This is a genomic window from Nocardioides sp., from assembly GCF_047602075.1.
Lineage (GTDB): Bacteria > Actinomycetota > Actinomycetes > Propionibacteriales > Nocardioidaceae > Nocardioides.
This window is the reverse complement of the sequence record NZ_JASGIF010000002.1, coordinates 1,233,061-1,250,210: the sequence shown is the minus strand read 5'-3', so window position 1 is coordinate 1,250,210 and position 17,150 is coordinate 1,233,061. Positions and strand designations below refer to the sequence as shown.

The window sequence follows — 17,150 nt, the reverse complement described above, 5'->3', positions numbered from 1 at the left end:
AGATGTCCGAGACGGCGCAGGAGCCGAGCGCTCCGACGCTTGCCCAGAAGGTCGCGGCCGAGGTGCTCGGCACGTTCGTGCTCGTCCTCTTCGGAGTCGGCACGGCGGTCATCAGCCAGGGCGATTATGTCGCCACCGGGCTCAGCTTCGGCCTCGCGGTGCTGGTGATGGTCTACGCCGTGGGCCGCATCTCCGGCGGCCACTTCAACCCAGCGGTGTCCTTGGGCGCCGCGATGGGTGGCCGGATCTCGTGGCGGGAGGCGGGCATCTACATGCTGGCCCAGCTCGGCGGAGCGCTGGTCGCGGGGCTCGTGCTCTTCGTGCTCCTGCACGGCTTCACCGGCTTCGACCCGACCGGCCACATGGGCCAGAACTCCTTCGGCGATGCCGGCAGCGGCTTCGCGTGGTGGGCGGCCTTCCTCCTCGAGTTGATCTTGACGGCCGTGTTCGTCACGGTGATCCTCGCGGTCACCGACATCCGCAACGAGCACCCGTCCCTCGCCCCGCTGGCCATCGGTCTGACCCTCACCGCGATCCACTTCGCCTCGATCGGTGCGACCGGCACCTCGGTCAACCCGGCCCGCTCGATCGGGCCGGGTGTCTTCGCCGGATCCGAGGCTGTCCAGCAGCTCTGGCTGTTCATCCTGGCGCCGCTGGTGGGCGCTGCGATCGCGGGCGCCTGCTATCACCTGGTCTTCGGGCGTGACGACGAGCCGGTCCCGGGCTCTGGTCTGCGCTTGCGCCGCCCGCAGCCGGCGTACACCGACGCCTACCAGCAACAGTGGAACCAGCAGGCCTATCAGCACCAGCAGCAGTGGGGCCAGGGTGCGCCGCAGGGCTACCAGCAGCCCTACCCTCCGGCCGGCGCGCAGCAGCCGTGGGATGCGCAACACCAGCAGGCGTGGGAGAGCCAGCAGACCTGGTCCGGTGGCCAGCATGCGCGGGGCCAGGACCCGGACGGCTCCGCATCCGGCGGCAGCCAGACCTGGGAAGGTCAGACCTGGGAAGGCAAGCAGTGGGAGGGTCAGCAGGCAAGCTGGCAGCCTCCGCAGGACCCGCAGTCAGCCACTCAACAGCCGTGGACGCCGCAGGCCTTCCCTCCGGCACCCACCGAGCCCTACTGGTCCCAGCAGTTGCCCGAGAACTGGGACGACACCGGTGACACCAGCGGCCGGGACGACGACGGCGAGGGGCACACCCAGGTCCGGCCCCCCGAGGACTCCTGAGAGGTCCCGCCCGTCGGGCGAATGCCGGCTGGCGGTCGGGTTGCGACCGACGGGGCAGCGACGTGGAGAGGCGGCCGGTGGTCGGGGTCGTAGCCGGGTTGCTGGTTCGCTGTGGTGGCCCCGGCCCATCTTCCGCGGTGCTGTAGTGGGTTGGGGCCCGGTATACAGGGCACTTTGCCACCACAAGACCGCGGCAGACGCAAGAACACCGCGGCAGACGCTCACCCAGGTCAGCACCATCCACGACCAGCAACGGTCCCCGGGCGGTTCCGGAGGAGGAACGAGCCAGGGTCAGTTCGTGTGATCGACCAGCGTCCAGTGCTCGGTCTGCGCGCCTTGGACACGGTCGGCCTGGAGCAGACCGATGCCGGCGGCGTACCACTCCCGGGACCGATCGGCAGAGGTGAGGGTGCTCATGGTCTCGACCACGATCAGGTGGTCGTGAGATGTGCCGTCGACGACGGCGCTCTCGTCGGCTGACAGGACGACCACGCGATCCTCGAACCTGCCCGGCGCCGATCCGAGCTCGTAGCCGTCACCGACCCGGGGGTGGGCCGCCATCGCCAAGCCGGCGCGAGCACCGTCCACTCCGGCGCGCCACGAGTGCGCGGAGTCCGCCGGACGTCCGACGACCCGCTGGCCGAACAGCCAGACGTTGCCGGCGCGGTCTTGGGCGTACCACGTCATCATTCGCCAGCGGCGGGTGCCATCCGGAGCGGTGACGGCCGTGCTGACCCGCGTCGTCGGCACGCCGTCGATCTCGGCTGATCCGGGCAACACCGTGCTCTCGACGCGGGTCGGCTGGGACGAGCCTTCTCGGAGCACGTCGTAGCGCCAGCGTGAGCCCGGCGTCAACGGGAGATAGGGATTGTCGATGCCGGTCGCGAAGTCCGCCGGGTCGGGCGACGTCGTAGGGACCTGCAACTCGTCCACCCCGGTCGGCGGCGCCACCCCAGCACCGCTGGCGCAGCCGCTCAACAGGAGTGTCGCCGCCGCCAGCAGGAGGATGGTGAGGGGTCTCCCGCCGAACTGGCCAGTGGGCGACGACGACGGCATGGGCACAGCATGCCTCACCCACCCTCATGACCCCTCCCCATTCGGGCGATCGGGGCCGCGCGTCTGACGACGCCGGGGCGCTGCTAGCGTCGGAGGCACCACCGATCGCCCTCGTGAGGAGCCCCCGTGAGCACGTCTCCCATCAAGGTCGCCGTGACCGGCGCCGCCGGCCAGATCGGCTACAGCCTGCTGTTCCGACTCGCCAGCGGTGCTTTGCTGGGCGCCGACCGGCCCATCGAGCTGCGACTGCTGGAGATCGAGCCGGCGCTCAAGGCGCTCGAGGGTGTGGTGATGGAGCTCGACGACTGCGCTTTCCCCACCCTCGCGGGCGTGCAGATCGGCGCCGACCCGATGGAGATCTTCGACGGGGTCAACCTGGCACTGCTGGTCGGCGCCCGTCCACGCGGCCCGGGCATGGAGCGCGCCGACCTGCTCGAGGCGAACGGAGCGATCTTCACCGCGCAGGGCAAGGCCCTCAACGCGGTGGCGGCCAGCGACGTCCGCGTCGGCGTGACCGGCAACCCCGCCAACACCAACGCGCTGATCGCGATGAGCAACGCCCCGGACATCCCGAAGGAGCGGTTCTCCGCACTGACCCGCCTCGATCACAACCGGGCGATCTCGCAGCTCTCCGCCAAGGCGCAGGTCCCGGTCACCGAGATCAAGAAGATGACCATCTGGGGCAACCACTCCGCGTCGCAGTATCCCGACGTCTTCCACGCCGAGATCGGTGGCCGCAACGCCGCCGAGGTCGTCGACGACCAGGCCTGGATCGAGAACGACTTCATCCCGACCGTCGCCAAGCGCGGTGCGGCCATCATCGAGGCACGTGGCTCCTCCTCGGCCGCCTCGGCGGCTTCGGCCACGATCGACGCGGCCCGCGACTGGTTGCTCGGCTCGGCGGAGGGCGACTGGGTGTCGATGGCGGTCGTCTCCGACGGGTCGTACGCCGTGCCCGAGGGGCTGATCTCCTCCTTCCCCGTGACCACCGTCGACGGCAACTGGACCGTCGTCCAGGGGCTGGAGATCGACGACTTCTCCCGGGGTCGGATCGACGCGTCCACCGCTGAGCTCGCCGACGAGCGCGACGCGGTCACGGCTCTCGGCCTGATCTGACCCGAGCCTAGCGAACCCCGAGCCGGGCCCAAGTCCGAAGCCCGGGTCGCTAGCGGGGCTGGTTGGGAATCGACGAGGTCAGCAAGATCAGGGCCACCCCGACCGAGATGAGCAACGCGGCGTCGATCGCTTTGTGCCGCACCGCGAGCATGCCGGCGTCACCTGGCCGCAGCACTAGACGCACGGCGGCCGCGAACAGCAGTGCCGAGCCCAGCAGCCGGATGCCGGTCCGCCAGGAGCCGGTAGCGGCGACGACCACACCAGCGATGGCCAGAGCGAGCACGACCAGGAAGAACGCGCCACCGATCGTCGACGGGTAGCGTCGCCCCTCCCCCGGCATCATCTCCCCCGGGACGACCTCCACCGGTCCCCGCTCCGGCTCCACCAGCCGCTCGGCTGAGACCGCGGGGATCTCCTCGGTCTGGTCCAGACGGTCCTCGGGGTCGGTCAAGGTGGGTCAGCCCAGCGACTTCTCGGCGATCGAGACGATGTTGGACAGCAGCATGGCCCGGGTCATCGGGCCCACGCCACCGGGGTTGGGCGAAACCCAGCCGGCGACGTCCCACACGTCGTCGGCGACGTCACCGGCGATCTTGCCGTCCACGCGGGAGACCCCCACGTCGAGCACCGCGGCGCCCGGCTTGACCATCGCACCGGTGATGATGCCCGGCACACCGGCCGCGGCGACCACGATGTCGGCGGTGCGCACGTGCGCAGCGAGGTCCTGGGTGCCGGTGTGACAAAGCGTGACCGTCGCGTTCTCGGAGCGCCGCGTGAGCAGGAGTCCCAGCGGCCGACCGACGGTGATGCCGCGACCGACGACGACCACCTCGGCGCCGGCGATCTGCACACTGTGTCGGCGCAGCAGCTCCACGATGCCGTACGGCGTGCAGGGCAGCGGTGCGTCCTGGCCCAGCACCAGCCAGCCCAGGTTGGTCGGGTGCAGGCCGTCGGCATCCTTCGCTGGGTCGATCAGGCCGAGCACCCTGTTCTCGTCGCGGCCGCGCGGCAGCGGGAGCTGGACGATGTAGCCGGTGCAGGCCGGGTCGGCGTTCAGGCCGCAGACGGCGTCCTCGATCTCCTCCTGGGAGGCCACCTCGGGCAGGTCGACGCGGATCGATTCGATGCCGACCTCGGCACAGTCCTTGTGCTTGCCGTTGACATACCACCGCGAGCCCGGATCGTCGCCGACCAGGACGGTGCCGAGCCCGGGCGTCACTCCCCGGTCCTTCAGCGCCTCGACCCGCTCGATGAGCTCACCCTTGATCGTCTTGGCCGTAGCGGTCCCGTCCAACTTCTGCGCAGTCACAGCGGGCATCCTCTCACCCGGGCGCCGTGACCGTCCGTACAGGTCCGACGCGAGGCGGCGGTGAGGAGGAGATCAGTGGAAGAAGTGCCGGGCGCCGGTGAAGTACATCGTCACGCCCGCCGTCTGAGCGGCCGCCACGACCTCCTCGTCGCGCACCGAGCCACCCGGCTGCACGACGGCACGGATCCCGGCGTCGGTCAGGATCTGCAGTCCGTCCGGGAACGGGAAGAAGGCGTCCGAGGCGGCGATCGAGCCCGCAGCGCGGTCACCGGCACGGGAGACCGCGAGCCGAGCGGAGTCGACGCGGTTGACCTGGCCCATCCCGACACCGACCGAGGCACCGTCGCGGGCCAGCAGGATCGCGTTGGACTTGACCGACCGGCAGGCTCGCCAGGCGAAGGCAAGGTCGGCCAGGGTGTCGGCGTCGGCGGACTGGCCTGCGGCCAGGGTCCAGGTTGCCGGATCGTCGCCGTCCGCGTCGACCAGGTCCCGACGTTGCATGAGGAGGCCCCCGGAGATGGGACGGGTCTCCACTCCCCCGGCCAGAAGAGGCCCACACTCGAGCAGCCGGATGTTCTTCTTCGCCGCGAGCACCTCGACGGCACCGTCCTCGAAGGCCGGCGCGACCAGGACCTCGGTGAAGATCTCGGCCACCTGCCGCGCCATCTCGAGGGACACCGGTCGGTTGGTGGCGATCACGCCGCCGTACGCCGACACCGGGTCGCAGTCATGCGCCTTGCGGTGCGCCTCGGCGATGTCCGCGCCGATCGCGATGCCACACGGGTTGGCGTGCTTGATAATCGCGACCGCCGGCTCGCCGAAGTCGTACGCCGCACGCCGGGCCGCGTCCCCGTCCACATAGTTGTTGTAGGACATTTCCTTGCCATGCAGCTGCCGAGCCTGGGCCAGCCCGGGAGCGGGGACGAAGCCACTGGCGTAGAGAGCCGCCGGCTGGTGCGGATTCTCGCCGTAGCGCAAGACCGCGGCTCGCTCCCAGGTGCCGCCGAGCCAGGCCGGGAAGCCGGTGCCCTGGGAGGTGTCGGTGCCCTGGGAGGTGTCGGTGAGCACGCTGCCCATCCAGGAGGCGACGTTGACGTCGTACGTCGCGGTGTGCACGAATGCCTCCGCGGCGAGCGTCCGACGCTCGGCGAGGCTGAAGCCGCCGGCAGCAACGGCAGCCAGCACGTCGACGTAGCGGTCCGGCGACGTCACGATCGCGACCGACGGGTGGTTCTTGGCCGCCGCACGCACCATCGACGGCCCGCCGATGTCGATCTGCTCGACGCACTCGTCGGGGGTGGCGCCGGAAGCCACCGTCTCGGTGAAGGGGTAGAGGTTGGACACCACCAGGTCGAACGGCTCGACATCGAGCTCCGCCAACTGCTCGACGTGAGAACTGCGTCGTCGGTCGGCGAGGATGCCGGCATGCACCCGCGGATGCAGGGTCTTGACGCGACCGTCGAGGCACTCCGGGAACCCGGTGAGCTCCTCGACCCGGGTCACCGCGACCCCCAGCGACTCGATCAGGGCGGCGGACCCACCGGTCGAGACGAGCGCGACGCCGGCGGCGTCGAGGCCGCGCACCAGTTCCTCCAGCCCGGTCTTGTCGTAGACCGAGACCAATGCCCGGCGGATCGGCACGCGGCCGTCGGGGACATCGCCTGCTGCTGCCTGCTCGCGACTGCTCATCGCCCGAACCTGACCTTCCTGTCAGTGATAGTGAACCCCTCTCGGGCCAGCCGCCCCACGCTGTCGACGAGCATCGTTCGCTCGGCGACCTTGATCCGCTCGTGCAGGGTCTCGACAGTGTCGTCGGGCTCGACCGGCACCGTCACCTGGGCGACGATCGGGCCGGAGTCGACGCCACCGTCGACGACGAAGAGGGTCGCCCCGCTGGCCTTGACGCCGTAGGCGAGCGCGTCCGACGGAGCGTGCATGCCCGGGAAGGCCGGCAGCAGCGCGGGATGGGTGTTGAGCACCCGGCCGTCGAAGGCGGCCAGGAAGTCCTCGCCGACCAGCTTCATGAAGCCCGCCAGGACCACCAGGTCGGGCTCGAAGCGGCTGACGATGTCCCGCATCGCGCGGTCCCAGCCCTCCCGTGTCTCGAACTGGCTCACCTTGCGGACGAACGTCGGCAGCCCGGCACGCTCCGCCCTGGCCAACCCTTCGATGTCGTCCCTGTCGGCGCCGACCGCGACCACGCGGGCGCCGTACGACGGCTCGGCGGCCGCGTCGAGGAGCGCCTGAAGATTGGTCCCCGCCCCCGACACCAAGACGACGAGTCGTGCGACGGCGGGGCTTGGCACGGCGGCAGTGTATCGACCGGCTGCAGGAGGGTCCGCTCACGTCTCGGTAGGAGCCTCCGGCAAGGTTCCGCCCGCGGGGGCTGCCGGGCGCTGGCGACGGCGCTGCCACCAGGTGGCGACCAGCGCACCCACCAGCCCACCGAGCGCGAAGGCGGGCAGGGCGTGGCCCAGCACGGCGATCGTCTCGGGGCCGACCGTGCGCATCCGGCCGGGGCCGACCGAGCCACCCGACAACACGGCAAGCAGCGCGAACCCCAGAGCCGCGATCATCCCGCCGACGCCGCCACGGACGGCGGCCTGGTCCCACCTGAGCGTGGGGCGACGGCGCTGCGCGCGGCCCGCAGCGAAGGCGGCCACCAGCACCGGTGCCAGCATCAGGTAGGGGGTCCATGCCGGTGGGGGACCCGCGTCCGGCAGGGCGGCCAGGAGCGGAAAGAGCGGCAGTGGCCCGAGCACGACCGCGGTCGGTGACACCAGTGTCCCCGCGCCGACCGCGAACCCGGGGCCGAGCAGGTAGGACCCGGCGAAGACGGTGGCGTTGGGGATCAGCAGGGCCGAGACGAGGAGGTACATCCCGGTGTCGGCGGGATCCAGATGCAGTTGCGACAGCACATTGGCCGCGGAGGCACCGTCGAGCGCGAGAGCGACCAACCAGCTGGCGAGCGCGACGCCGAGGAACGTGACCAGGATGCGGGCCGCAGTGGCCAGGGTCGCGCGAGCGGTCTCCGGCACGAAGGTCGCCCAGATCGCCAGCCGCCCCGACCTCGCCGCGATCGCCGGGCCGCCGATCGCCAGCCCGAGCACGAGCGACCAGGCCAACGCACGGGCACCCGAGGGTGCGGTCTCCGCGGAGCCGGCGAGCCGTGCGGTGGCCAGCACGACACTGCAGTAGCCGACCGTGAACAGCAGGGTGGCCGAGGGCACCGTCCAGTCCCGCTCGCCGTCGGCGATGCGGTCGGCGTCCGGCCCGTGCCCCGAGACCGAGTCACCCACCCGCTGCCCGGCCCGCCAGCAGGTCCAGGCACAGGTGAGGGTCAGCAGGAGGGGTACGGCGCTGATCGCGACGCCGCCGACGTGCACTCCCGAGCCGTGCGCCATCAACCACACCAGGCCGGCGGCGCGCAGCCCGTCTCGGGGCACTCCGTGGACACCGTCATCGGCGAGATACCAGCCGACGACCCCCACTCCGAGGCACGCCACCAGGGTGGTCGCCGCGGCCAGGACCCCGCCGAGCAGACCGATCAGCAGCAGAGGCCGCCGATGGCGGAGGTCGAGCGTGGCCGCCTCGCCACGCGCGGACAGGAGTGAGGTCATGGCCCCGTCATCATCGCCCGACGAGCTGCCCCGGTCGCGCTCCCACGCCGTGCACCTTCCCACGCGCGCGGCACCCGCGGTCGGCCGACCCGACTCCGACAGATGTGCGAGCGTTCACCGGCTCACGTACCGTGGACGAGTCATGCTCGACCCGACCCGCTTCGACGCGCTCTACGCCGACGCCTATCAGCGACTGCTGCACCAGACCTACGCCCTGACCGGCGACCAGCGTGCCTCGCAGCTGGCGGTGCGTGATGCCTTCATCTCGACGTGGCACCACTGGCCGAAGGTGTCTCGCACCGCCGACCCCGAGCGCTGGACGCGGCCGATTGCATGGACCAACGCCCACCGCCGCCACGGCGCCCGGATGTGGCATCGCGACAAGAGCACCGGCACCGAGCAGGCCGCCACCTTGGATGCGCTGGGCAAGCTCACCTCGCCGCAGCGGCGGATGCTGGTGTTGGCGCACCTGACCTCCGGCTCGATGGCGGAGATCGCCCGAGAGGCGGGCTTGCCACCGAGCGAGGCCGAGCACACGCTGCAGACCGCGACGGCGACATTCGCGACCCATCGCGAGATCGAGTCGACCGCCGTCCGCACTGCTCTGGAGGAGCTCTCGACGCCGCTGGAAGCCCTCCGTCCGCCGCGGGTGACCATCATCCGCCGGGCTGGCACCGCCCGGCGGCGCACCTACACCGGGCTCGGCGTGGCGGTGGGACTGGCTGCCCTGCTGGTCAGTGGCGTCGCCGTGCACGCGGACGACGGGGTCCAGCCCCGGCTGACCCACCAGGTCACCAGCACGAGCCCCTCGCCGACCGTTCCCGAGACACCCACCCCGGCACCGGCCGAGCTCTCCCCGGACACCCTGCTCGCCGCCGATCAGGTCACCCGGGTGGCGCCGACGATGACGTGGCGGATCGCCTCCACCTCGGAGAACACCCGGGGCAACGGCAGGGTGCTGCCCTGCCAGACAGCCCGCTTCGCCGACCCACATGCGGAGGGCTTCTTGGTGCGCACGTTCACCGCCAAGCCGAAGCGCAGCGCCGGCTCGGGCACCGCGGTGCGGCTGGCGCAGTCGAAGCAACAGGCGACCGCAATCCAGACCGCCGAGCTCTCCGACGACCCGCGTCGGGCGCGGGCCACCTATCGGACCACGACGGCCTGGTTCGCCGGGTGCTCGACCGGCCGCACCTATCTGGAGCGGATCGGCCGGGTCGACGGCGTCGGCGACCAGGCAACGGCGTTCGTGATGCGATCCTGGGACGGCGGCCCGCCTGCGATGCTGGTCGGCGTCGCCCGCACCGGTCAGGTGACCACGACCACGGTCGCCCGGTTCGCCACACCCACCCCCAACGTCCGAGCCGGCCTTACCCTGCTCGCCGCGGCGGTGAACGCCCAGTGTGGCCAACCCGCAACCGGCCACTGTGCCGGCCCACCGACCATGACCGAGGTCTCGCCGCCACCGACCGGATCGGTCCCGGGCATGCTCAGCGAGGTGGACCTGCCGCCGGTGACGGGCATGACCGAGCGCTGGGTCGGCACCGAGCCGAAGCGGGCCGTCAGCAATCCCGCCGCCACCCAGTGCGATCGGGCCGTCTTCTCCCACCCGCCGATGGCTGTCGCGTTCAGTCGCACCTTCCTCGTTCCCCGCGCCGACCTTCCCGCGACGTTCGGACTGACCGAGACCGTCGGCACCCTGCCCGCCGCCAAGGCCGCCGCCTTCGTCGCCGACGTCCGCGACCGCATCACCAAGTGCCCCGACAAGCAGCTCGGCACGAAGGTCGCCCGACTCGCCCAGCACAGCGACAGCCACGGTGACCTGTCCGTGTGGCGCCTCACCGTCGAGGTCTCCGACAAGCGAGATGTGACCTATCTGATGGGCATCACCCGCTCCGGCACCGCGGTCGGTCAGGTCGGCTTCATCCCCGCCCCCCACGCGACCATGTCGACCACCGACTTCATCGCCCTCGTCGAGCGCGCCCAGCAGCGGCTCGCCAAGCTGCCCAAGCCCGGCCGCTGATCGGCCCGGCAAGGATCTACCCGGCGGCGATGATCTCGCGCATCAGGTGGGCGGTCTCCGAGGGCGTCTTGCCGACCTTGACGCCGACCGCCTCCAGGGCCTCCTTCTTGGCCTGGGCAGTGCCGGAGGAGCCGGAGACGATCGCGCCGGCGTGGCCCATCGTCTTGCCCTCGGGGGCGGTGAAGCCGGCGACGTAGCCGACGACCGGCTTGGTGACGTTGTCCTTGATGTACGCCGCCGCCCGCTCCTCGGCGTCGCCGCCGATCTCACCGATCATCACGATGGCGTCGGTCTCCGGGTCGTCTTGGAACGCCGCGAGGCAGTCGATGTGGGTGGTGCCGATGATCGGGTCGCCACCGATGCCGACGCAGGAGGAGAAGCCGAGGTCGGAGAGCTCGTACATCATCTGATAGGTCAGCGTGCCGGACTTCGACACCAGTCCGATCCGGCCGGCTCCGGTGATGGTGGCCGGGATGATGCCCGCGTTGGACTTGCCGGGGCTGATCAGGCCGGGGCAGTTCGGACCGATGATGCGGGTGCCCTTCGCGGCGGCGTACGCACGAAACTCGGCGGTGTCGTTGACCGGGACGCCCTCGGTGATGACGACCACCAGCGGCATGCCGGCGTCGACGGCCTCCTCCACCGCGGCCTTGGTGAACGCCGGCGGCACGAAGACCACCGACACGTCCGCGCCGGTCCGGGCGATCGCGTCGGCGACGGTGCCGAACACCGGCAGGTCGGTGCCCTCGATACTCACCGTCTCGCCGGCCTTGCGCGGGTTGACCCCGCCGACGATGTCGGTGCCGGAGGCGAGCATGCGGGTGGTGTGCTTCATGCCCTCCGACCCGGTCATGCCCTGGACGACGACCTTGCTCTTGTCTGTCAGGAAGATGGCCATGATGTGTCCGTGTGCCCCTCTCAGGCGTTCGCCAGCTCGGCGGCCTTCTCGGCCGCGCCATCCATGGTGTCGACGATGGTGACCAGCGGATGGTTGGCCTCGACCAGGATGCGGTGGCCCGCCTCCACGTTGTTGCCGTCGAGGCGGACCACCAGCGGCTTGTCCGCATCGTCCCCGAGCATGGCCAGCGCGTGCACGATGCCGTCGGCGACGGCGTCGCAGGCGGTGATGCCGCCGAAGACGTTGACGAAGACCGCCTTGACCTGCGGATCACCGAGGATGATGTGCAGGCCGTCGGCCATCACCTGCGCGGACGCGCCGCCACCGATGTCGAGGAAGTTGGCCGGCTTGACCCCACCATGGGCCTCCCCGGCATAGGCCACCACGTCGAGGGTGGACATCACCAGGCCGGCTCCGTTGCCGATGATGCCGACCTCGCCGTCCAGCTTGACGTAGTTGAGGCCCTTCTCCTTGGCGGCCAGCTCGAGAGGGTCGACCTCGTCGCGGAGCTCGAAGGCCGCGTGGTCGGGCTGACGGAAGTCGGCGTTGCCGTCGAGGGTGACCTTGCCGTCCAGCGCCTCAAGGCTCCCGTCGCCGAGCTTGACGAGCGGGTTCACCTCGACCAAGGTTGCGTCCTCGCGGATGAAGACGTCCCACAGCCGCTGAATGGCCTCCATGGCCTGGTCGGCCACCTCCGCAGGGAACCCGGTGGCGGCGACGATCTCGGCCGCCTTGGCGGCGTCGACACCCACGAGCGGGTCGATGGAGACCTTGGCCACGGCCTCCGGCTTCTCGACGGCGGTGATCTCGATCTCGACGCCACCCTCGACCGAGGCGATGCAGAGATAGTCGCGCTCGGCGCGGTCGACCAGGAAGGAGAAGTAGTACTCGTCGGCGATGTCGGCAGCCGGCGCGATCAGCACCCGGCGCACGGTGTGGCCCTTGATGTCCATGCCGAGGATCTCGCCCGCCTTGACCACGGCATCCTGCGGATCCGTGGCGAGCTTCACTCCGCCGGCCTTGCCCCGACCGCCGGTCTTGACCTGCGCCTTGACGACCACCCGGCCACCGAGACTCTCCGCCGCGGCGGCGGCCTCGGCCGGATCGGTGATGACCACGCCGAGCGTCACCGACACGTTGTGCTTGGCGAAGAGCTCCTTCGCCTGGTACTCCATCAGGTCCACGATCCAGCCCCGTCCTTACATAGGTCGACGTCGAGAGACTTCAGGCAGCCTATTCCCGCTCTCAGCCGACGACTACGGCGGATCGGCCACTGGTTCCCCGGTCTCCTCTTCGTCGGTCTCGCCCGAGCGGTCGGTGCGCGGCCGGAACGAGTGGCGCACGTCGAGGACCGCGCGGACCGTCTCCACGTCGAACGGCTCGCCGAGCCACTCGAAGAGTCCATGGAGGACCTCGGGGTTGGCGGTGAACTCGTCGTACTTGATGTGGTACGCCGCGTCCCCGAGCTGGTCGCGCAGCCTCATCAGCATCGCCTCGCGCTCCTGGAGCTCGGCGAGCGCGTCGGGATCCTTGGACCACCAGGCGCTGTGCGAGACAGACTCCAGGTCACGGGTGTTGATAACGAACCTCGCACCCGGGAAGACGTCTTGGAGCCAGCGGACGAAGTCCGGGGTGTCGGGCTCACCCCACAAGATCTCCTTGAAGCCGGTGACCCGGGTGTCCGGCTCCGGCCGCAGGATGGTCGCCACCGCGAGCTTGCGCGCGTGCCGGAGCGCCGCGCCGTGGGCATAGTTGTCCATCCCGAACAACGGGGACCGCGATCCGGACGAGCCCTTCTCGACCCCACGCTCGCCTTGCTTGCGGCGCTGCACCCGGCGCTCGGCGACGCCGGTCTTGTCGTAGGCCCACACGTGGCGCAGGATCTGGCGGTTCTCGCCGCGGATCAGATAGCCGGGGATGCTGTTCAAGATGCCCTGCGCGAGGGTCGATCCGGAACGGCCGTAGGTGAGCACGAAGAGGTACTCCACCCGCGTGTCACGCTCGAAGACCGACACCCGGTGCCGCGCGCGGTCGCGCTCGCCGCGGAGACGCGCTATCGTCTCGTCGCGCTCGCGAAGGTGACTGCGCGCCAGACGTCGCGTGATTCGCTCCCACACCCGCCTGAGCCTAAACGAGACAGTCCCGGACGCCCGAACCCGTCCGCACGAGGCGACTGGTCTGGTCCAGCAGGTGGCCCCCACCCTGGGTTCACGCCGAAGATGCGCTTGGCTAGGCGCTGGTTTCGCGATTCCGGTCCGTCGGGAACCGCCGTCATTCACAATCGAACAGACCCCGGTTTTTCTGTTCGTGATCAATCCGTTACAGTCAGGGACCGTTGTCACGATCCCCCGTCAGTGAGGACCTCCATATGGGTAGCCACCGAGCCGCACGCAGCGGCCTCGGCCGGAGCACCATGGGGGCCTCTGCAGCGCGCCCGAGCGCCGGCAAGCGGATCGCTACCGCGAAGCCCCGAGCCGCCTCCACTTCGGAGATCCAGCGCTCGGAGATCCAGCATTCCGTGCCCGGCAAGCGGATGGCCCGGCCGGCCCCTGCGGTCGACGTCTCCGTCAGCTCGACTCCGGACACGCCCACCTTGAGCACCGCTTCTCGGCGTACGACCAGGTCCGAGGTGGCAGCTCCCGGCAAGCGGCGCGCAGCCAGGCACACCGGCTCTCGTGGGCCGCTCTTCCGAGCGCTCCCGTCCGGCCCGGTCCTCGCCGGCGTTGCTGTGATGGCGGTCGCCGTCGGTGGCGCACTCACGTCGGGCGCGAGTGGTGACCTGATCAGCGCCGCCTCCGGGGAGACTGCCGGCCGCACCGTGCAGGCCTCCGCGCTCACCGGGGTGGCGGGCCAGTCGACCACCAGTCTGCTCAAGGGTCGCACCGCGACGGTCAGTCGCGACAGTGAGCGCGACGACACGCAGAGTGACGCCGCGACCAGCCCGCTGGAGCAGGAGACCGAGCAGCAGGCCAAGGAGCGGGACAAGCAGCTTGAGACGCTGCGCGAACAGGCCGAGAAGCAGTCGGACAAGATCGCGCTCAACCAGTGGGTCCTCCCGGTGGACCACTACCACATCACCAACACCTTCGGGATGGCGCGCAGCTACTACTCCTCCGGCTACCACACCGGTCTCGACTTCGCGGCCCCCTACGGCACCGAGATCCACGCCGTTGCTGGCGGAGTGGTCTCCTCGGCCGGCTACGACGGCGCCTACGGAAACAAGACCGTGGTCACCCTCGACGACGGCACCGAGATCTGGTACTGCCACCAGTCGGAGTTCGCGGTCAGCGCGGGCGACACGGTGACCCCGGGTGAGCTGATCGGCTACATCGGCGAGACCGGCAACGCCTTCGGCGCCCATCTGCACGTCGAGGTCCACCCGGGTGGCGGCGACGCCGTCGACCCGTTCCCGGCCTTCGTGCAGCACGGCGTCACGCCGTAGTTCGACAGTCCACGCTCAGAGCTTCTCGACCGGCGCATAGCGCAGCAGCAGGCGGCGCACCCCTTCGGAGCCGAAGTCGATCGAGGCGACGGTCTTCTCGCCGGTGCCCTCCAACGAGACGACGGTGCCCATCCCCATCGAGGGGTGGAGGACCCGGTCGCCGGGGTTCAAGGACGGGATCGATCGGGCCGGCTTCGCCTTGGCGGCCGCATCGAGCCGCAGCGCAGCTGAACTGAAGTTGCGCCGCCCCGCAGCGGTCGGCTGGCCCAACCCGGCGGCGTCGGCGAGCTCCGGCCGGCCCCACTGCGGCCGCCCCCACTGGGTCTGGGCGGCCTCCTCGCGGCGCCACTCGACCAGGTCGACCGGCAGCTCGGAGAGGAACCGGGAGGCCGGGTTGTGCATCGGCGCACCCCAGGCCGAGCGGATCAGAGCGCGGGAGACGTAGAGCAGCTGCTGGGCCCTGGTCACCCCGACATAGGCGAGCCGCCGCTCCTCCTCCAGCTCCGGTTTGTCGCCGAGTGCTCGCGAGTGCGGGAAGACGCCGTCCTCCAGGCCGGTGAGGAAGACGACCGGGAACTCCAGGCCCTTGGCGGTGTGCAGTGTCATCAAGGTGACCACGCCGGCGTCCTCGTCGTCGGGGGCGTCGGGGATCTGGTCGCTGTCGGCGACCAACGCGACCCGCTCGAGGAAGTCCGACAGGCCGGGGGTGACCAGCCCGGCGTCGACGTCGGCCGGATCAGCCGACGGGCCGGCCACCGGGTCCTCGCTGAACTCCCGCGCCACCGCGACCAGCTCGCCGAGGTTCTCGATCCGAGTCGCGTCCTGGGGATCCTCGGAGGCCTCCAACGCCGCGAGGTAGCCGGACCGGTCCAGCGTCGTCTCCAAGACCACGTCGGCTCGCTCGCCCGCTTCGACCAGCTGCTGCAGCTCCTCGATCACCTCCACGAAGGCCTGGATGTTCTTCAGTGATCGAGTGGCGACGCCGGGGGCCTGGTCGGCGCGCCGCAGCGCCTCCCGGAAGGTCAGCCCGTCCCGCTCGGCGAAGGCGGAGATGCAGGCCTCGGCCCGGTCGCCGATGCCACGCTTGGGGGTGTTCAGGATCCGGCGCAGCGAGATCTCGTCGGCCGGGTTGGCCAGCATCCGCAGATAGGCCAGCGCGTCACGGACCTCGCGCCGCTCGTAGAAGCGAACGCCTCCGACGACGCGATAGGGCATGCCGAGCCGGATGAAGATCTCCTCGAACACGCGCGACTGGGCATTGGTGCGGTAGAACACCGCGACCTCTCCCAGTCGAGCCTTCCCGTCATCGGTGAGCTGGTCGATCTCCTCGGCGACGAACCTGGCCTCGTCGCGCTCGTCGTCGGCGACGTAGCCCACGATCGGGGCTCCGTCGCCCGCGTCGGACCAGAGCCGCTTGGGCTTGCGGCCGTCATTGTTGGCGATGACCGCGTTGGCGGCGTTGAGGATGGTCTGGGTGGAGCGGTAGTTCTGCTCGAGCAGGATCGAGGTGGCGTTGGGGAAGTCCTGCTCGAAGTCGAGGATGTTGCGGATGTTTGCGCCCCGGAACGCATAGATCGACTGGTCCGCGTCGCCCACCACCATCAGCTCAGCCGCAGGCACCCGGCCCTCCTCCCGCTCCGCCGTCTCGAGGAGGCCGTCCTCGGGGTCGTCGGCGCAGAGTTGGCGGATGAGGGCGTACTGCGCGTGGTTGGTGTCTTGATACTCGTCGACCAGCACGTGCCGGAACCGCCGCCGATAGGTCTCCCGCACCTCGGGATAGGTGGCGAAGAGGTGCACGGTGGTCATGATCAGGTCGTCGAAGTCGAGGGCGTTGGCCTCGCGCAGCCGACGCTGATACCAGGAGTACGCCGCGGCGCAGGTCTCCTCGAAGGAGTTCCGTGCGTCCTTGGTCGCCTCCTCCACGTCGAGCAGCTCGTTCTTCTTATCCGAGACCCAGTGCAGCACCGCGCCAGGCTGGTAGCGCCGGGGATCGACATCGAGGTCCTTGAGGACCAGCGTCATCAGGCGTTTGGAGTCGGCGGCGTCGTAGATCGAGAAGCTCGACTTGAAGCCGATCCGGCTGATCTCCTTGCGCAAGATGCGCACGCACGCCGAGTGGAACGTCGAGACCCACATGATCCGCGCCCGCCGGCCGACCAGCGCCTCGACCCGCTCCTTCATCTCCGCGGCGGCCTTGTTGGTGAACGTGATCGCCAGGATCGACCCCGGATGAGCCTGCCGCTGGGCCACCAGCCAGGCGATCCGACGGGTGAGCACCCGAGTCTTGCCCGAGCCGGCACCGGCCACCACCAACAACGGCGCCCCCTGATGGGTCACCGCGGCCCGCTGCGGCTCGTTGAGGCCCTCGAGCAGCTCTTCGACGGTCGGGCCGGGGTGGGCCGGGCGGGGCTCCTCGGCCAGCTCGAGGCCGGGGATCGGGACGGTGTCACTCATGTCATGGCC

14 protein-coding genes are annotated in these 17,150 nt (G+C 70.4%); 4 read left to right on the top strand and 10 right to left on the bottom strand.

All coding sequences use genetic code 11. The features are described 5' to 3' along the window. The first annotated feature begins 2 nt into the window (after positions 1 to 2). On the top strand, positions 3 to 1,226 hold the full coding sequence (locus QM714_RS18675) for an MIP family channel protein (RefSeq protein WP_415102840.1): 1,224 nt from the start codon (positions 3 to 5) through the stop codon (positions 1,224 to 1,226). 291 nt (positions 1,227 to 1,517) lie between these two features. On the opposite strand, the gene QM714_RS18670 is transcribed toward QM714_RS18675, so the two are convergent. Then, a complete protein-coding gene (locus QM714_RS18670) occupies positions 1,518 to 2,282 on the bottom strand; it encodes a hypothetical protein (protein ID WP_415102839.1) in 765 nt (254 codons plus the stop codon). A 126-nt stretch (positions 2,283 to 2,408) separates the two neighbouring features. On the opposite strand from QM714_RS18670, the gene QM714_RS18665 reads away from it, so the two are divergent. Beyond that, on the top strand, positions 2,409 to 3,398 hold the full coding sequence (locus QM714_RS18665) for a malate dehydrogenase (protein ID WP_415102838.1): 990 nt from the start codon (positions 2,409 to 2,411) through the stop codon (positions 3,396 to 3,398). Between the two features lie 49 nt (positions 3,399 to 3,447). On the opposite strand, the gene QM714_RS18660 is transcribed toward QM714_RS18665, so the two are convergent. From QM714_RS18660 to QM714_RS18640, 5 genes are all read right to left on the bottom strand, one after another. Beyond that, complete coding sequence (locus QM714_RS18660) at positions 3,448 to 3,849, bottom strand: DUF3017 domain-containing protein (RefSeq protein WP_415102837.1); 402 nt, start codon at positions 3,847 to 3,849, stop codon at positions 3,448 to 3,450. A gap of 6 nt (positions 3,850 to 3,855) precedes the next feature. Continuing rightward, positions 3,856 to 4,707, bottom strand: coding sequence for a bifunctional methylenetetrahydrofolate dehydrogenase/methenyltetrahydrofolate cyclohydrolase (locus tag QM714_RS18655; RefSeq protein WP_415102836.1), 852 nt, complete (start codon positions 4,705 to 4,707; stop codon positions 3,856 to 3,858). 72 nt (positions 4,708 to 4,779) lie between these two features. Then, on the bottom strand, positions 4,780 to 6,396 hold the full coding sequence (purH, locus tag QM714_RS18650) for a bifunctional phosphoribosylaminoimidazolecarboxamide formyltransferase/IMP cyclohydrolase (protein ID WP_415102835.1): 1,617 nt from the start codon (positions 6,394 to 6,396) through the stop codon (positions 4,780 to 4,782). Next, on the bottom strand, positions 6,393 to 7,013 hold the full coding sequence (gene purN / locus QM714_RS18645) for a phosphoribosylglycinamide formyltransferase (protein ID WP_415102834.1): 621 nt from the start codon (positions 7,011 to 7,013) through the stop codon (positions 6,393 to 6,395). The genes purH and purN overlap by 4 nt, the downstream gene beginning before the upstream one ends. A 36-nt stretch (positions 7,014 to 7,049) precedes the next feature. Continuing rightward, the gene (locus QM714_RS18640; protein WP_415102833.1) at positions 7,050 to 8,327 is read right to left on the bottom strand and encodes a DUF6350 family protein; all 1,278 of its coding nucleotides are present in this window, start codon (positions 8,325 to 8,327) and stop codon (positions 7,050 to 7,052) included. A 142-nt stretch (positions 8,328 to 8,469) separates the two neighbouring features. On the opposite strand from QM714_RS18640, the gene QM714_RS18635 reads away from it, so the two are divergent. Next, positions 8,470 to 10,347, top strand: a complete 1,878-nt coding sequence (locus tag QM714_RS18635; RefSeq protein WP_415102832.1) for an RNA polymerase sigma factor — start codon at positions 8,470 to 8,472, stop codon at positions 10,345 to 10,347. Between the two features lie 16 nt (positions 10,348 to 10,363). On the opposite strand, the gene sucD is transcribed toward QM714_RS18635, so the two are convergent. The 3 genes from sucD to QM714_RS18620 all read right to left on the bottom strand — a co-directional run bounded on the left by sucD (position 10,364) and on the right by QM714_RS18620 (position 13,362). After that, the gene (gene sucD, locus QM714_RS18630; protein WP_415102831.1) at positions 10,364 to 11,245 is read right to left on the bottom strand and encodes a succinate--CoA ligase subunit alpha; all 882 of its coding nucleotides are present in this window, start codon (positions 11,243 to 11,245) and stop codon (positions 10,364 to 10,366) included. Between the two features lie 20 nt (positions 11,246 to 11,265). Next, on the bottom strand, positions 11,266 to 12,429 hold the full coding sequence (gene sucC, locus QM714_RS18625) for an ADP-forming succinate--CoA ligase subunit beta (RefSeq protein WP_415102830.1): 1,164 nt from the start codon (positions 12,427 to 12,429) through the stop codon (positions 11,266 to 11,268). Positions 12,430 to 12,501: 72 nt separating this feature from the next. Then, positions 12,502 to 13,362: a sulfotransferase gene (locus QM714_RS18620; RefSeq protein ID WP_415102829.1), complete on the bottom strand. Its 861-nt coding sequence runs from the start codon at positions 13,360 to 13,362 to the stop codon at positions 12,502 to 12,504. 251 nt (positions 13,363 to 13,613) lie between these two features. Between QM714_RS18620 and QM714_RS18615 the strand changes: the two genes are divergently transcribed. Then, positions 13,614 to 14,687: a M23 family metallopeptidase gene (locus QM714_RS18615; protein WP_415102828.1), complete on the top strand. Its 1,074-nt coding sequence runs from the start codon at positions 13,614 to 13,616 to the stop codon at positions 14,685 to 14,687. A 15-nt stretch (positions 14,688 to 14,702) separates the two neighbouring features. Here the strand turns inward: QM714_RS18615 and pcrA are convergent, their stop codons facing one another. Next, positions 14,703 to 17,141 (bottom strand): DNA helicase PcrA, encoded by a 2,439-nt coding sequence (gene pcrA, locus QM714_RS18610; RefSeq protein ID WP_415102827.1) that lies wholly within the window; start codon positions 17,139 to 17,141, stop codon positions 14,703 to 14,705. Between the last annotated feature and the right edge of the window lie 9 nt (positions 17,142 to 17,150).

What these genes read in the sequence shown, in the direction of transcription:
- QM714_RS18635 (WP_415102832.1), top strand. Translation starts at nt 8,470, where the DNA reads ATGCTCGACCCGACCCGCTTCGACGCGCTCTACGCCGACGCCTATCAG.
- sucD (WP_415102831.1), bottom strand. Translation starts at nt 11,245, where the DNA reads ATGGCCATCTTCCTGACAGACAAGAGCAAGGTCGTCGTCCAGGGCATG.
- QM714_RS18615 (WP_415102828.1), top strand. Translation starts at nt 13,614, where the DNA reads ATGGGTAGCCACCGAGCCGCACGCAGCGGCCTCGGCCGGAGCACCATG.
- QM714_RS18640 (WP_415102833.1), bottom strand. Translation starts at nt 8,327, where the DNA reads ATGACCTCACTCCTGTCCGCGCGTGGCGAGGCGGCCACGCTCGACCTC.
- QM714_RS18670 (WP_415102839.1), bottom strand. Translation starts at nt 2,282, where the DNA reads ATGCCGTCGTCGTCGCCCACTGGCCAGTTCGGCGGGAGACCCCTCACC.
- purH (WP_415102835.1), bottom strand. Translation starts at nt 6,396, where the DNA reads ATGAGCAGTCGCGAGCAGGCAGCAGCAGGCGATGTCCCCGACGGCCGC.
- pcrA (WP_415102827.1), bottom strand. Translation starts at nt 17,141, where the DNA reads ATGAGTGACACCGTCCCGATCCCCGGCCTCGAGCTGGCCGAGGAGCCC.
- QM714_RS18675 (WP_415102840.1), top strand. Translation starts at nt 3, where the DNA reads ATGTCCGAGACGGCGCAGGAGCCGAGCGCTCCGACGCTTGCCCAGAAG.